The organism is Shewanella sediminis HAW-EB3 (assembly GCF_000018025.1).
Classification (GTDB): domain Bacteria; phylum Pseudomonadota; class Gammaproteobacteria; order Enterobacterales; family Shewanellaceae; genus Shewanella; species Shewanella sediminis.
Window position 1 is genome coordinate 4997413 of sequence record NC_009831.1, and the last position, 14492, is coordinate 5011904.

Sequence of the window (14492 nt, forward strand, 5' to 3'; positions counted from 1 at the left end):
TACTCGCTCAGGAAGCGAGCCTTAGTGGTAATTAGTGGTTATGGATATCGAAGCCTGATTTGGCTTGCTCTGAGGCTAGAAAGAATGCCCCGGATACCACAACATTACTGCCCGCAGCCAGACCACGAACTAAGTTCATGCCGCGCTGACGTTCAACCACTTCCACTTCGACGGCCTCAAAGCCATCCTCATCTTGAATAAACACCTGCCAGTCACCATCGCCACCACGCGTCAGTGCCGCATCGGGAAGAATGACCCCCCCTTGCACTGCATTGGGAAGATATAACTCAGCAAATTGACCCGCATGAATGACGTGGCCGGGGTTTTCAAGACTCACCAAAATCTGCTCGGTGCGCGTCACACTATCGAGCTCATGAGAACGACCGATAATCTTAGCCTCTAAGGTTTTATCCCCGACCCGAACCAGAGCCTTGCTGCCGATACTCACGTTCTCAGACTGCTTTGGCGTGACCTGAGCTTCGACCCATAGATGTGACTCATCGGTGAGCTGCATCAGAGCCGTCCCCGAAGTCACAACCTGACCCAGCATGGCAAGATCTTGCTGAACGCGCCCATTGATAGGGGCCAGAAGTTGATAGCTACCGATAGTTTCAGGATTAGACTCTAACGCGCCGATCTGAGAGGTGGTCATCTTCATCGCTTCAAGGGTTGCACGCTTTAGCTCGGCATCGACCTGCGCCTGAAGACGGCGGCTCGCACTTACTGCGCTCTTACTCATACGCTTAACACGACTCCATTCGGCCGCGGCATTAATGTATTCGGCCTGCGCCTGCGCCACGGCAACGCCGCCTAAGGTCAACAAGGGCTGCCCTTTTTCCACCTCTTGTCCCGGTACGACATGACGCTGCTCAATTCTGACATCCAGCTGAGGCGCCAGAGTCATGGTTCTGTCTCTGTCGACTACTAAGGTAGCCGTTGCCACAGCCTCTAGACTGAACGACTCTTCTGAGAGCCTGGCAACCTCAATGCCTGCCAGCTGTTGCTGCTCTGCAGTGAGCTCAAGGGCATGCCCCTCCTCTTCCGCTTCCTCTCCATGCCCGTGTCCATCATCGGCGGTTTCTGGTGAGGTATTTGCTAATGAGATATTGTTGAGTTGTGCTTTCTCAGTCGCTTCTGCACCATGATCATGCCCCTCTTCCTCTCCATGGTCATGTCCGTCATCGTCGGTTGCCAGTGAGATATTTTTTAGATCTGTTTTATCCGCCGTTTCGGCACCATGGTCATGTCCTTCGCCCGCAAATGCGGCAGAAGGTAGCGAGATTGCAGCGGCTAAGGTGATAAACAGACCAAAGCCCATGGCTCTGGTGATCGCATTGGTTGTCGCATTGCCTGTCGCATTGAGCTCGAAACTATTATTAACTGATTGCTGGTTTTTCATATTCGTTATTCCGTCTGATTACAGTGCTGCAGCCATATTTGATGCTGAATGCGAGGGCTGAGCTGAAAGTTGTGCCTGAAGAAATGATTCAAGTTGCCCGCTGGCGCCCATCCACTCCAGCCAGCTCTGATACAGAGCCGTCTCCAGAGTCAAGCCGACAAGGTAACTGCTTGAAAGCTGACGCTGACTTTGCAGATAATCACTGGTATTGATGTCACCGGCTCGCCATTGTTGAGCCAATGCCGATGCGGCTTCCTGACCCGAAGTAAGCACCAATTCACGCCAATCTTGATAGCGCTCGGTGAGTCTTGGCAGACTTAAATGGAACTTCTTCTGCTGTTGAATCAGCACCCTTTCACGCGCCAGATAAGTTTGCTCGGCAACGGCAATGTCCTGGCTGGCCACGGCTAAGGTTTCACTGTAATTATTGCGGACCTGCAAGGGAATTGAGATACCAACCCCGAACTTGTTCTCTTCACCCTCGCGCTCGGCATTTAAGCTGACGGTGGGATCGGCTGATGTGTCGGCCTTCACCTGTTGAACCGTCACCTTGGCTAATAGCACTTGCTGATAAGCACTCTTCAAAGCGGGTAACTCAGGGTCTACCTGTGTCGATACCTTTGGAAGCGTTAACGCTCCGAGAAACCCGCTAAAGGGTAGTTCGCTATCCCCGAGTAACATCAACACATTGGCATCCGAGGTGATGGAGGCTTGCTCGGCTATTGCGTAGTCGGCGGCTTTACTCGCCACATCAAGTTGAATCAATTTAAGTTCTACAGCCGATAGATCACCGACCTGCATCTGCTGCTTGGCGATCTCAAATTGCGTCTTAGCCGCTTGCAGTTGCTGTTTTTGAAACACTACCGCCTTTCGGTTTTGAGCTTGTTCGACAAGAGCCTGTATCGAACCGGCCAACATCTGACTTCGCTCCAACGAGATATCGGAGAGCATAATTTCAGACTCAAGCTGGGCTTTACGTGTCGCCGCACCACGCTTATCCCCCCAATCAATAGTCTGGCTGATGCCGAGCGTATAGGTATCTTCGCTTGCATTCTGGTAATCCAAACCCAGCTCGGGATTATAGACCGCCTGATCGGCCGCCTTAATACTCAACTCGGCTTGAGTGCGTCTCGCCTGTTGAGCGGCAACTTCAGGCAGGGCGTTGAAGCTCTGCATCAGGCCAGGTAGCCAAGACTCGAAATGGGTTTGATTGGCACTATTGTTCACCGATGTACATGGTGTATAAGCCAGAGAAGGGGCTTGTAAGTCTGCTTCTATGGCAGCCTGAGCACTCGCGGCTCCACTTGTTAAATAAGCTAACAATAGGCTGGCAATTATTGTTTTTTTCATCGCATGTCCTATCCCAAGAAGCTTTGACCTATGTGGGGATCAGGCCTGCTGAAACTGAATTCAGAAGCATGAATACAACACATATACGGAGCTATTCTTGGGTTAAATCATTATCAGGAGCTGTGCAGCAAAGCGCTACCCATATCCAATTAACTGCTTTAAATGATCTTGCTTCCAGCGATAAGCCGAGGGCTCGTAACCAGAAACGAAAAGGTTATGCTATAGGGGGGCGGTAGTCCGGTAGGGCTTCCGGTGGTAGGTAATGACTACCTATACTGGTAAGAGCATCATCCACTGGGGCCAAAGGAGTCGTTGAGTTGATAGACATAGCAGTAACGTGACCGCCATGACACTGACAATCAAGGCAAAGATCGAAGGTTTTAGTTTCGGTCTTACTCACAATGTGCGAATGCCCACTGGCATCGTTAGCACTTTCTGAGGCAAAACTTTTGTTTGATGCAAAGCTTTCAGAATCCAGCTCGGCTTCGGCAGAACAGGTGCAATCGACACACTGAGCCAGGCTGGTGATCTCGGCAGTAAACTGCAGATGAGGGTGATTTTCCGACTCTTCGTCATGACTCCCAAGATGCAACTGATGCGCGCCTAAGTTAGCCCCTGCAAACTGCAGCAGCACAACGGCGATCAACGCAATGGCGATCTTGTGGGTGAATAGACGAAATTGATAGCGCAAAAAATACCTTATAAAAGAGTGCTACTGAACCTGTTTTAAATCTGACTGCGATTGTATCTGAAAGTTCAGCGCAGACAATATAAACTTAGGATTCAAAATCTAAAGTATTGCCTGCATCACATCGAATGATGTTATTTAAATACGCAGTGCTTAGCATAATCGGCCGCTTCGTTCGCAGACCAATCACCTGAGTCTTTTTCGCTCATCTGCTTACACCACTTTTCGCTACCGACTTCTGGTGCACAACCACTTAAGCCAGCCACGAAAACGCCTGCCAGCGCGATAGAGATAAATTTTGCAGAGGCGTTAAGTGATGTTCCATTTTTTGAAAGCATTTGATTTTCCTTAAGTTATGATGGCCACCAGCGTCTACTCTACTATAAACACATTAGTGGCGGCTTTATATTATAAAATAACGACACAGCTAATGTCTTATTTAATAACAATATCGGATCATTTACTTATCTAAATTGGTGGCAATCCAATCTTTTGCCAACGCCTTTTCCTCTAATGGATACCAGGCCACTTCGCCTTGCATAAACGGCCCCATCAGACGAACGGCGTCACCGAACCAATCGGGCCCCCCCACCAGAACTAAACCGTCGAAGTTAGGCAGTTGAACCTCACCACTTCCCTTCAGGGACTGTGAGTCCCATCCCTCTAATAACACATCGGCCTCTATATAGAGACAGACCTTACCCGATTGTTCACGGTAGCTCTCAATCAAAGGCTTAAGGTGTTGTTGATAATCAGAGGTAGACAAACGCCCGCTAGCGAAAAGGCTGATAACACCTTCAGCAATATCTGGGATTTTGCATAACATAGAAAAACTCCGAACAAGGATAAATGGTCAAGCACCTAATAGTGCTTAGAGCATACCAGAGATATCGATACTGAATAAACTCAATCTTCTGTCAATACCAATCAGTATAAAGATGTGATCGCTCAGCGAGAATTTAGCGCTTCTGAGGTAAGGCAGCGAGTGAAGAGCATAGTTGTTCTACGTTTAAGCTCGTTAACACAGCATCAGAAGCGCTAAAACTCGCCTTTCAGGAGTGTTTTTTGCTGCCTAATTCCTCGTTGAATAACTTCACAAGGGATCACCATTGCATCATCTATTCGCCTTGAATTAGTTTGCAAAAAATAACTCTGAGTAGATCACTTTCTTATACTGATTGGTATAAGATACACTCCCCAAAACGACGATGTATTTTGCCATGATAAAAATTTCGAACAGTGTCTCTCTTCAAGAAAATGAGATTGAATGGCAATTTATTCGCTCCAGTGGTGCGGGTGGTCAACATATTAATAAGGTTTCTACTGCGGCCCAAATCATCTTCGATATCAAGGCTTCATCTCTGCCGGATTTTTACAAGCAGGCACTCCTTAAGAAAGCGGATCATCGCATCACAAAAAGCGGCAAAGTTATCATTAAGTGTCAGCAGAGCCGTAGTCAAGACTTCAACCGTCAGACAGCGTTAGCCCAATTCATCGAGCTTATCGCCAGCGTGGCCATCACTCAGAAAAGACGCATAGCCACCAAACCCACAAAAGGCAGCCAACGTAGGCGTGTTGATGCAAAAAAACAGAAAGGCGCAACCAAGGCGTTAAGACGAAGTAAGTCAGATTATTAAAGGTGCTAAAAAAAGGTTGTAGGTTCTAGGTTGTAGGTTCTAGGCTCCAACAGCTATCGACTTTATCAGCATCATCTCGCCGCCTTTCCTTCCCTCATCTTGCAGAAAAAGTCGCCGAAATTGACGCTAAATGTCGACAACTCCCTAAACTTCTGTTGAAATCAGTTAAGTACACTTAATGTGCGATAGTCAGCGATTACTCACCTATTACTATTAAAAAAGCAAGGATACCTCCATGGGCGGCAAGGCAAAGATCTTACTGGTGAACGGACCGAACCTTAATCTACTAGGACGCAGAGAGCCCGGACATTATGGGCATCACACCTTAGATCAGATAGTCAAAGAGCTGCAAGATGAGTCGACAAGCTCAGGCGTTGTCCTCGAGCATATACAATCAAATGCAGAGCATGAGCTAATCGATGCCATTCACGCAACGGAAGCCGAATTCATCATCATTAATCCCGCCGCGTTTACTCACACGAGTGTCGCGCTAAGAGACGCCATTCTGGGTGTATCGATTCCCTTTATCGAAGTACATCTCTCTAATGTGCATGCACGGGAGCCTTTTCGTCACCACTCCTATTTCTCAGACAAAGCGGTCGGCGTGATCTGCGGTCTGGGCGCACAGGGTTATCAGTTTGCACTGCAATCGGCGATCAGCCGGCTCAAGGCTAAATCGGCAGAGCATTAACGCCTAGGTTCTAGGTTCTAGGTTCTAGGTTCTAGGTTCTAGGTTCTGACACAGTGAATAATTAGTATTGAAATAACTATCTTTGGAAAAAAATGGATATTCGAAAAATAAAGAAGCTTATCGAGTTAGTGCAGGAGTCGGGGATTGCCGAACTCGAGATCAAGGAAGGCGAAGAGTCGGTAAGGATCTGCCGTCAGAGCCCGGCCTCCCCCTTTCCCAATCAACCTATCTATGTGCCCGCAGGTGTACAACAGGCGACCGGTGAAGTCAGTACTAACCTTGCTGCAAGTTCAACCTCAACAGCCTCTCAAACCATTTCATCAAAAAGCGCTTCATCACCGAACTCTTCGCCATCAAGCACAAGCAATAATGCAGATGAGTTTGATGAGGCCAACACCGTGATATCTCCTATGGTCGGCACCTTCTATCTGTCGCCGTCCCCCAAAGCCGAGCCACTTTGTCAGGTGGGACAAGTCGTAGAACAGGGCGCGCCAGTCTGTATCATTGAAGCGATGAAGATGATGAATCAAATTGAGGCGCCTCGCTCCGGAGTCATTAAAGCCATTCTGGTAGAGAGTGGTGAGGCCGTCGAATTCGATCAAGCCTTGATTATTATTGAAGATGAATAGAACGAGTTGCGAAAAGTGAACCAGCACTTAAGACCCATAGCAAGACTAAGGCTTTCTTTGAGAAAAAGTAGTTAAGAGAAAGCCATCGAGACATAGCTGTAAAAAATCTCATTGAGGGAGCGTCATTGATGAAACTGCCAAGTGAGCGACCAATAAATCGCGTGCTTATCGCCAACCGAGGTGAGATAGCACTCAGAATACAGCGTGCCTGCGCCGAACTAGGCATAGAAACGGTGGCCATTCATTCAACGGCCGATCGCCAGCAACTACATCTGGAATATGCCAGCCAAACACTCTGTATTGGGAAAGCGCCGGCATTAAACAGTTATCTCAATATTACCGGTATTATTTCGGCGGCATCGCTTTCAAAAACAGATGCGATACATCCGGGGTACGGATTCCTGTCAGAAAATGCCGACTTTGCCGAACAAGTTGAAAGTAGCGGCTTTGTTTTCATCGGTCCAACCCCTGAAGTGATTCGTCTAATGGGTGACAAGATCTCAGCCATTGCGGCAATGAAGCAAGCCGGAGTGCCCACCGTTCCGGGCTCCGACGGAAGCTTAACCGACAATCATCAGCATAATAAAAAGCTTGCAGAGCAGATAGGTTACCCCGTAATCATAAAAGCCACCGCCGGTGGTGGTGGACGAGGCATGAGGGTCATAAAGGGGGAAGCTGAGCTCATTCAGGCTATCGAACTAACCCGGGCCGAGGCCTTGGCCGCATTTGCCAATGACTCGCTATATATGGAGAAGTATCTTGAAACGCCTCGCCATATTGAAATTCAGGTGCTGTCTGATGGCCAGGGAAACGCTATCCACTTAGGTGAGCGCGACTGCTCGATGCAGCGAAAACATCAAAAGGTCATCGAGGAGGCCCCTGCCCTAGGTATCGATGAGCAAACACGCCATACCATAGGTGAGCTCTGTGCTAAGGCCTGCATAGAGATAGGTTATCGCGGCGTTGGTACCTTCGAGTTTCTCTATGAAGCAAACCGGTTCTACTTTATTGAGATGAACACACGCATTCAGGTAGAGCATCCCATCACTGAGATGATCACCGATGTCGATATTATCAAGGCGCAGCTGGAAATTGCCTCAGGTTTACCTCTCAAACTTAAGCAGGAAGATGTCCCCCTCAACGGTCACGCCATCGAGTGCCGGATCAATGCAGAAGATCCCGTTAACTTTGTCCCCTCGCCAGGCCTCATTACTCAGTTTCACGCCCCCGGGGGAATTGGTGTTCGCTGGGACTCTCACCTCTATCAGGGTTACAGCGTCCCTCCCTATTATGATTCCATGATTGGAAAACTGATCACCTGGGGAGAGGACAGAGCGACCGCCATCGCACGCATGCAGTTGGCGCTCAATGAGCTAAAAATTGAGGGCATAAAAACCAATATCCCTCTGTTAAAGAAGATACTGGCTGATGAAGGCTTCAGGCAGGGCGGACAATCGATACATTATCTTGAGAAAGAGATCCTAGAACCTAGGAACTAGGAACTAGGAACTAGGAACTAGGAACTTTAGCCTTAACTTAAATACTTAGCCACATCGACCTCGTCTATCTGTTTAGAATCGAGGAATTTGTTGGCATATTCCAGGTATATTCCACTCGAGAGGAAGAGTTTAAACAGATCCATATCTAAGTGATTATCGAGCGCCATCTTATACAGAATGTCCACGGCAACACTGATAGGCTTGGCCTTCTTATAGGGTCTGTCTGCAGCAGTGAGCGCTTCGAATATATCTGCGACAACCAAGATACGCTCGGGAATGGATAACTCTTCTGCGCTAAGCTTTCTCGGGTAACCGGTTCCCTTCAAGGTTTCATGGTGGGTCGATGCATATCGTGGCACTCTCGCCAGCTCAGGAGGAAAAGGCAGGTTCTCCAGCATCTTTATCGTACTGGTGACATGTTCATTAATTTTAAACCTATCCTCAGCGGTTAATGTTCCTCTTGAGATGGACAAGTTATAGAGCTCGCCAAGATTGTATTGATCTTCAGGGATCTCCATCTTGATACCAAACTTAGGATCGAAATCGACTTGAGATATTCGCTTAATAATATGTTCGGTTCTATCGCTGAGTAACGGCTCAATCACAGGCAGTGAGTCGCAGCTATCCAACTGCTCTTTATAACTTAGCTCCTCAACTGGTGACAGCCCTAATCGATTATCAAAGTGCCGCACCCAGGTCATATTAGCCAGCTGGTGAAGACGTTCGATATGCTTCTCATCCATAAACTCACCACCGACGTTCGCGCTGGCAATGAACTCAAAATCTTCTGTCAATTGACTCTGCTTAGCGACCAGTTCACAGCGCAACGCCTCCTCATTTTCAGGAGCCTGTAGTATTTGTTTAAAAAATTCTATCTCGGCATCGCGCCAGAGCACTTCGAAGCGCATTCTCACCTCATGGATCCGGTTATAGATCGCTTCGAGCTTAGTGCCTTTATCGACAATATATTCCGGGGTGGTTATCTTGCCACAGTCGTGCAGCCAGGCGGCAATCCTGAACTCGCGGTGCTCATCCTCAGATTTGAAATAGAAATTTTTGAAGGGAGCCGAAGTCGATTCTGCCGCCGCATCGGCCAACATTAATCCCAACTCAGGAACCCGATTACAATGACCTGCGGTATAAGGAGACTTATCATCGATCGCCTGAGCGATAAGACGGATGAATGCCTCCATCAGCTCCTTTTGGCTCTCTTCATATTGCTGAATCGACATCGACATATCCAGCATTGAATCTGCCAGCTCTTTGATCTCTTTGATATTGGTGTCGACCGTATGAAGCTCTTTATATTTCCTATGTTTTATCTTTTCATTTTCAGCCGAAAGCAGCTTAATCGGGTTGATGATAGGAGCGGAGAACAGCCATGAGATAGGCAAGACCAGCAGTAAACAGATACTGGTGATAAGAATGGAGCTTGTCACCTTTTCCAGACTGGGGCCTAACACTGTATCTTCGGGAACGATGACGGCAAAAATATCCCCCTCTTTCCCCTTAGAGCCAACCTGTGTCACATAGATAAACTGCTTAACGCCCTCAATCGTTCTGGATAAAAGCTGGTTATAGTCACTTGGATTATTCGCTATTTCAATAAGCTCCGGATATGGTACGCCTCCCATACTTTTTACCTGCTTCACCTTATTCCCATTGCCGAACCATTTCAGTCTCAAGGCAGCCTTTTGCTCCTGTGATATATTCGCCATTGCGAGATTGAAAATCTCCACCAACTCCTTATTGGCATCGTTGAGTAGGAAATAGAGGTCGCCGGAATTTGTTGCCAAACTAAAATCTACCGATTCATGATAAGCAAGGTTTTCAATAAAGAACTGCTTCGCCGTGTAGTGTAAAATCACCCCATTATCTACCCCCGCAAACACATCACCATCAGCAACGGCTTGTAATACGGCTTTAGTAGAGGCCAACTCCACCACTTTAATGTCGGGGAAATGAGTCTTAATCGCCGCAATGACGAACCAGCCCTCAGGTATTGCGACTGTCTTACCCACTAATTCATCGATATGGGTCAGTTCACCGATACCCTGCCGGGTCACGACGACTAAAGGCAGCTTCAAAAATGGGTCGGTAAAATGCCCCATGCTCTCATTATCAGCGGTTCTATAGAGCGAGTTGAGCATCCCAATCTCCCCCCGCTTATACCCCTCAACCAACTCAGGCCAGGTGAACCCATTGATGTAGTCGAACTCGACTCCGGTCATATCCGATATTAGGTTTAACAGATCTATGCTATACCCTTTCGGCATCCCCGACTTGGAAAAATCGATAGGGGCCCAGTCGTTCTCATTCGACACCTTAATCATCGAATGCTCGGCAACGATCTGCTGTTGCGCCGAAGTGAGCTTCAGTGGTTGAGCCTTAGGAATGGGATACTGTTCCGGCTCCTTTTGATTCGATGCGATCAACTCTCCGCTGCGCTTATAGAGGTATATCTCGCTAAAGGCATCACCGCGATCATTCAGGTCTTGAGTCTGCAGGTAATCAGATACCGAAGAGAGGGCGATATCGACGGCTAACACAACTTCAGATCCGGGAATCTTAATCGAGTAAGTTTCACCCGGCGCCTGCAGGTGATGAAATAGGTAAGGTTCAGATTTGTACACCTCATGCACCTTGGCATTCCCATACCAGGGGCGCTCATTCGCATAATAATCACTGGATTCTGAACGTTGGGCCCTTAGGTTTAATTGGTCATCCAGATAGAAGTATTCCCGCAGCCGCGCACTCCCTTGACCCGTTACCAATATATATACCCACCTATCGGCATGGGAAGCTTGAAACTGCTCTCTGGCGCCAGGACTGACCTCAAGATTAATCAACCCATGATAATCACCATTAGGAAAGCCGATATATATGGCATAGAACAGCGCATTACTCTCCATGACATCGGCAAACACTGGTTTGGCATCATCATCTAGATTTTCGGCATTGATAAGATTACTGAGACTGGAGAGGAGTTTTGCGGTATTGACTGCTTTTTCATCGACTTGAGTCAGAAAGTCGCTGGTGTGGTGGGCGGTGAGGCTATAAATTTTTGAGGCGGAGTCACTGGCCATGGATTTACTGAAATAATACTGCAAACCGATCGCTATCGCAGCCGTCAGCATAGTCGCTAAAATAAAAATACTAATAACGGTAAATCGAATAGAGATCTGTTTAGTTTTTTTACCCACAGTCGATTTCATTTTCTCCCCTATATCCTTATAAGACTCATACCTCAAACCCAACTTCTCACAGGTACGCATTAAGCTTACAGAGTTAAGAGCCTATCGCTCTGGGTTCATTCATTAAATTAACTCTGGATACGCTATTCAGGTGTTCTATGAGTGTAAAACACAATTCGATATACTGCATTGCCTCGGCCCTACCCACTTCGTAACCCACGGCATGAGCGACACGATTGCGAAGCTGACGCAACTCATTGAACAGTTTGCCCTGTTTAGTGTTAATTAACTCTTCTTTGATAAGAATGCTTTCGATATGTTTATAACGGGTATCGACGGAAAGCTCGATATTCTGACAACGTGATTTGATCAAGATTTCCGCAGCGATATCGACTTCATCCCACGCCTCGATAACGGCAGAGTTCGGCAGGTGATTTGCGGTTGCAATCAAGACTATCTTTCGATCTTGCTTCAGAGCCGGAAACGCTCCCTCGACTTTTTGGGATATCGCTTTTAACTCCTGGCCAAACTCGACTTCCAGATCTTTAAACTTAAGTTTTTTAGCCAGAGGGATTAATTTTGAGATTGGCCCTTTGAGTGTGATCACACCAAACACCAAGACGACCGGCCAAGCCAGCTTATCCGCCAACGCCACTACAAACTGCATCCAATCCATAAATACTATACCAAGTTTCCAAAAATCCATTTACTTGGTTAATACAGTAACCGATTAAAAATCAGACTTCTACGATTAATAACAGACTTCCATATAGGGCGAATGAACCTATATCATAATGATATTTGTCGGACTTAGATTTAAGATAATGGATACCACAGAGGCTTTCTGAGCGATGTATGGATTCTTTTGCTGCCATGACTCAAGTAACAATAAGCATAAAAAAGGCTCCTAATCAGTTAATAAACTAATTCAGAGCCTAAATTAATGCCGCGACCTGTAGTAGGTGACAGCCAGCCTAAATATTTGTGACAGCAGTACTATGCTTTAAAATCTATGTTTTAAAAGCAATGCACTCAGGCTGTGACAGCAGGCTGAGATCTTGTACGGTAGATTTTAATTAAGTGATAGATATTAATGCAGGCAACGAATGCATTCATTCCGGCAACTGGCCATGCAGAGATATAAACACCGTAGATCACAAACAAGGTGCAACCGGTAAAGTTTAAACATCTAAGCCAGATAATATCTTTCATCATTAGTGAAATTGCCACCATCACTGAGGCAGAATAACCAATAATTTCAATCGTATTTGTAGCTTCCATCAGGTACCTTCCAAAGGCCCTCTGCCATCCATAGGCTAATTGGGGGGTCCGTGCCCCTAAAGCAAGTTAAAGTAAAGTTAATTAATATCTGTGTACATGCTAACAAATCCTGCCATCGGATGTAATTAAAATACGTTATTTAATGACCTGGGTCATACTTTCTGTTCAATATCTATTCAGGTGACGAAAACTTACAACAAAGATGTTAACAGATGCTTTTATCGGCAATACCGTGATTGATAACGCTTTTCTTTTTATTAATCCCTTATATACTGTCGGTAACTCACTAAATTTGTGCATCTACTCAGCACAATACCGATCTACAGGAGTATGACTATGGAATACAACACCTCAGAACTTTGTGACACTTACATCGATGTGGTTGATGTTGTCGAACCTATGTTCAGCAATTATGGTGGTTGTAACTCTTTTGGTGGCTCAATTAGCACGATTAAATGCTTCGAAGATAACGGTCTTATTGCAGAAGCACTGCAGCAAGACGGTGAAGGCAAGGTTTTACTCGTCGATGGCGGCGGCTCTCTGAGACGTGCCCTGCTCGATGCCTCTATCGCTCAGTTAGCTGTGGATAATAAGTGGGAAGGCATTATCATCTATGGTTCGGTCAGAGATGTAGATGCACTGGAAGATCTCGATATCGGCATTCAGGCTCTGGCCTCGATTCCAGTTGGCGCCGATGAAAACTCTGTCGGTGAGCTGGAGATCCCGGTCAACTTTGGTGGTGTTACCTTCTTGCCTCTCGATCATGTCTATGCTGATAACACAGGTATCATCCTCTCTCCAGAACCGTTAGACATGGAGTAATCCTGAAGAGAAACAGCTTCAAATAGAAGTCGATAAAGAGAGGATGATGAAACCCGGTTTCACCATCCTTTTTTATTTTCAGCATCGTGATTCTATGCTGCAGTTCAGTTAATAGTTTTCATTTAATATCAACCCACCATCATCGACAAACCGCTATATCTCATCCTTTCATTGCCATCCTCTCCCCTATTAAGCCACAATGTATTCATAAGCATCAAAATAAGAACTCAACAGACATGCAGCATCTCATCCCCTTTACAGCCCAGCATTGCCATAAACTCGTTTCACTCCGTGGCGGCGAAACTAAGCTGGCTCAAACGGTTCATACTTGTTTAGCTAAAACGAGTCTTGCAGACACATTAGCCAGCGCTAAGAGTAACCAAGTTCGTTTTGCAATTATCGGCATAGGTGAAGATATTGGCCCGCGCGCTAACTTAGGTCGTGGCGGCGCAACCGATGCATTCGAGTCGGCCATGACACAATTTCTCAATCTGCAGTCGAACCGATTCTTAAGTGGCAAAGAGTGTTTAGTATTGGGCCAGATAGAGACCAAAGATCTGCAGCTTCCCGAAGGAGCCGGCGCAGAGGCATTGAGAAAAAATGTAGACCGACTCGATGAGCGTGTTATCTCATTAGTAAGCCAGGTGATGGCTGCGGGCTTAGAGCCTATCGTTATCGGCGGAGGGCACAACAACGCCTATGGCTTATTGATGTCGGCCAAGTTAACCCATAAGAAAAAAGTCGCGGCTGTTAACTTAGATCCGCACTCTGATTTTCGCCCCAGAGAAGGACGTCACAGTGGCAACGGCTTCAGCTATGCCGCGGCCAGCGGGGCGCTTGGGTATTACCATGTCTTAGGCCTGCATGAGCTAAAAAATAGTGAAGAGACGCTGGATCAACTGACCACCTTCGGTGGGCACTGGCATACACTTCAGTCTATCTGGGTTCGACGAGAGATAGCGCTGGAATCAGCCTTAAAAGAAATTATAACTAAGCTAAATGATAGCCAGATGCCCGTCGCATTGGAGCTGGATCTCGATGCGATAATTAACATGCCAAGCAGCGCCTCGACTGCGGCAGGGATCCCCTTGATAGATGCCCTGTATTACGTCAGCTCCGTAGCCCGAAATACGCCGTGCAGTTATTTTCATTTAGCCGAAGCCGCACCAGTCTGTCATGTTGCAGGCATAGCCGCAGGTTACCGTGAAACGGGGCAAAGCATCAGCGAGCTGATCTACGCCTATATTCAGGGACGATTACAGTCTCAGCAAATAGGTTAGTAGACACTGGCCCTAGCTACCA

General features: G+C 47.0%; 14 protein-coding genes. 6 read left to right on the forward strand and 8 right to left on the reverse strand.

Going from position 1 to position 14492, the window contains the following annotated elements; translation table 11 throughout:
* Window positions 1-31: 31 nt before the first annotated feature.
* From SSED_RS21270 to SSED_RS21290, 5 genes are all read right to left on the reverse strand, one after another.
* Entirely contained in the window at window positions 32-1399 is a 1368-nt protein-coding gene (locus SSED_RS21270) for an efflux RND transporter periplasmic adaptor subunit (RefSeq protein WP_012144416.1), read from the reverse strand.
* Window positions 1400-1417: 18 nt separating this feature from the next.
* Window positions 1418-2749 (reverse strand): TolC family protein, encoded by a 1332-nt coding sequence (locus SSED_RS21275; protein WP_012144417.1) that lies wholly within the window; start codon window positions 2747-2749, stop codon window positions 1418-1420.
* Between the two features lie 214 nt (window positions 2750-2963).
* Entirely contained in the window at window positions 2964-3440 is a 477-nt protein-coding gene (locus SSED_RS21280) for a hypothetical protein (protein ID WP_012144418.1), read from the reverse strand.
* A gap of 131 nt (window positions 3441-3571) precedes the next feature.
* A complete protein-coding gene (locus tag SSED_RS21285) occupies window positions 3572-3775 on the reverse strand; it encodes a DUF3012 domain-containing protein (RefSeq protein WP_012144419.1) in 204 nt (67 codons plus the stop codon).
* 122 nt (window positions 3776-3897) lie between these two features.
* Entirely contained in the window at window positions 3898-4263 is a 366-nt protein-coding gene (locus SSED_RS21290) for a SpoIIAA family protein (protein WP_012144420.1), read from the reverse strand.
* A 394-nt stretch (window positions 4264-4657) separates the two neighbouring features.
* Between SSED_RS21290 and arfB the strand changes: the two genes are divergently transcribed.
* The 4 genes from arfB (at window position 4658) to accC (ending at window position 7893) form a co-directional block, all read left to right on the forward strand.
* Complete coding sequence (gene arfB / locus SSED_RS21295) at window positions 4658-5074, forward strand: alternative ribosome rescue aminoacyl-tRNA hydrolase ArfB (protein WP_041422386.1); 417 nt, start codon at window positions 4658-4660, stop codon at window positions 5072-5074.
* 235 nt (window positions 5075-5309) lie between these two features.
* Window positions 5310-5765: a type II 3-dehydroquinate dehydratase gene (aroQ, locus tag SSED_RS21300; RefSeq protein ID WP_012144422.1), complete on the forward strand. Its 456-nt coding sequence runs from the start codon at window positions 5310-5312 to the stop codon at window positions 5763-5765.
* 92 nt (window positions 5766-5857) lie between these two features.
* Window positions 5858-6394: an acetyl-CoA carboxylase biotin carboxyl carrier protein gene (gene accB / locus SSED_RS21305; RefSeq protein ID WP_012144423.1), complete on the forward strand. Its 537-nt coding sequence runs from the start codon at window positions 5858-5860 to the stop codon at window positions 6392-6394.
* A 128-nt stretch (window positions 6395-6522) separates the two neighbouring features.
* Window positions 6523-7893, forward strand: coding sequence for an acetyl-CoA carboxylase biotin carboxylase subunit (accC, locus tag SSED_RS21310; RefSeq protein WP_012144424.1), 1371 nt, complete (start codon window positions 6523-6525; stop codon window positions 7891-7893).
* A 32-nt stretch (window positions 7894-7925) separates the two neighbouring features.
* Here the strand turns inward: accC and SSED_RS21315 are convergent, their stop codons facing one another.
* The 3 genes from SSED_RS21315 to SSED_RS21325 form a co-directional block, all read right to left on the reverse strand.
* Complete coding sequence (locus tag SSED_RS21315; RefSeq protein ID WP_012144425.1) at window positions 7926-11108, reverse strand: HD domain-containing phosphohydrolase; 3183 nt, start codon at window positions 11106-11108, stop codon at window positions 7926-7928.
* 73 nt (window positions 11109-11181) lie between these two features.
* Window positions 11182-11763 (reverse strand): hypothetical protein, encoded by a 582-nt coding sequence (locus SSED_RS21320; protein WP_049772140.1) that lies wholly within the window; start codon window positions 11761-11763, stop codon window positions 11182-11184.
* A 356-nt stretch (window positions 11764-12119) separates the two neighbouring features.
* Window positions 12120-12368, reverse strand: coding sequence for a YgjV family protein (locus SSED_RS21325; RefSeq protein ID WP_012144427.1), 249 nt, complete (start codon window positions 12366-12368; stop codon window positions 12120-12122).
* 336 nt (window positions 12369-12704) lie between these two features.
* On the opposite strand from SSED_RS21325, the gene rraA reads away from it, so the two are divergent.
* Entirely contained in the window at window positions 12705-13190 is a 486-nt protein-coding gene (gene rraA, locus SSED_RS21330) for a ribonuclease E activity regulator RraA (protein ID WP_012144428.1), read from the forward strand.
* Window positions 13191-13426: 236 nt separating this feature from the next.
* Window positions 13427-14470, forward strand: coding sequence for a formimidoylglutamase (locus tag SSED_RS21335; protein ID WP_012144429.1), 1044 nt, complete (start codon window positions 13427-13429; stop codon window positions 14468-14470).
* Window positions 14471-14492: the final 22 nt, after the last annotated feature.

Excerpts from the sequence above, each read along its gene's own strand:
- accC (WP_012144424.1), top strand. The coding sequence starts at position 6,523 with ATGAAACTGCCAAGTGAGCGACCAATAAATCGCGTGCTTATCGCCAAC.
- SSED_RS21320 (WP_049772140.1), bottom strand. The coding sequence starts at position 11,763 with ATGGATTGGATGCAGTTTGTAGTGGCGTTGGCGGATAAGCTGGCTTGG.
- SSED_RS21285 (WP_012144419.1), bottom strand. The coding sequence starts at position 3,775 with ATGCTTTCAAAAAATGGAACATCACTTAACGCCTCTGCAAAATTTATC.
- SSED_RS21270 (WP_012144416.1), bottom strand. The coding sequence starts at position 1,399 with ATGAAAAACCAGCAATCAGTTAATAATAGTTTCGAGCTCAATGCGACA.
- SSED_RS21275 (WP_012144417.1), bottom strand. The coding sequence starts at position 2,749 with ATGAAAAAAACAATAATTGCCAGCCTATTGTTAGCTTATTTAACAAGT.
- aroQ (WP_012144422.1), top strand. The coding sequence starts at position 5,310 with ATGGGCGGCAAGGCAAAGATCTTACTGGTGAACGGACCGAACCTTAAT.
- accB (WP_012144423.1), top strand. The coding sequence starts at position 5,858 with ATGGATATTCGAAAAATAAAGAAGCTTATCGAGTTAGTGCAGGAGTCG.
- SSED_RS21290 (WP_012144420.1), bottom strand. The coding sequence starts at position 4,263 with ATGTTATGCAAAATCCCAGATATTGCTGAAGGTGTTATCAGCCTTTTC.
- SSED_RS21335 (WP_012144429.1), top strand. The coding sequence starts at position 13,427 with ATGCAGCATCTCATCCCCTTTACAGCCCAGCATTGCCATAAACTCGTT.
- SSED_RS21315 (WP_012144425.1), bottom strand. The coding sequence starts at position 11,108 with ATGAAATCGACTGTGGGTAAAAAAACTAAACAGATCTCTATTCGATTT.
- arfB (WP_041422386.1), top strand. The coding sequence starts at position 4,658 with ATGATAAAAATTTCGAACAGTGTCTCTCTTCAAGAAAATGAGATTGAA.
- rraA (WP_012144428.1), top strand. The coding sequence starts at position 12,705 with ATGGAATACAACACCTCAGAACTTTGTGACACTTACATCGATGTGGTT.
- SSED_RS21325 (WP_012144427.1), bottom strand. The coding sequence starts at position 12,368 with ATGGAAGCTACAAATACGATTGAAATTATTGGTTATTCTGCCTCAGTG.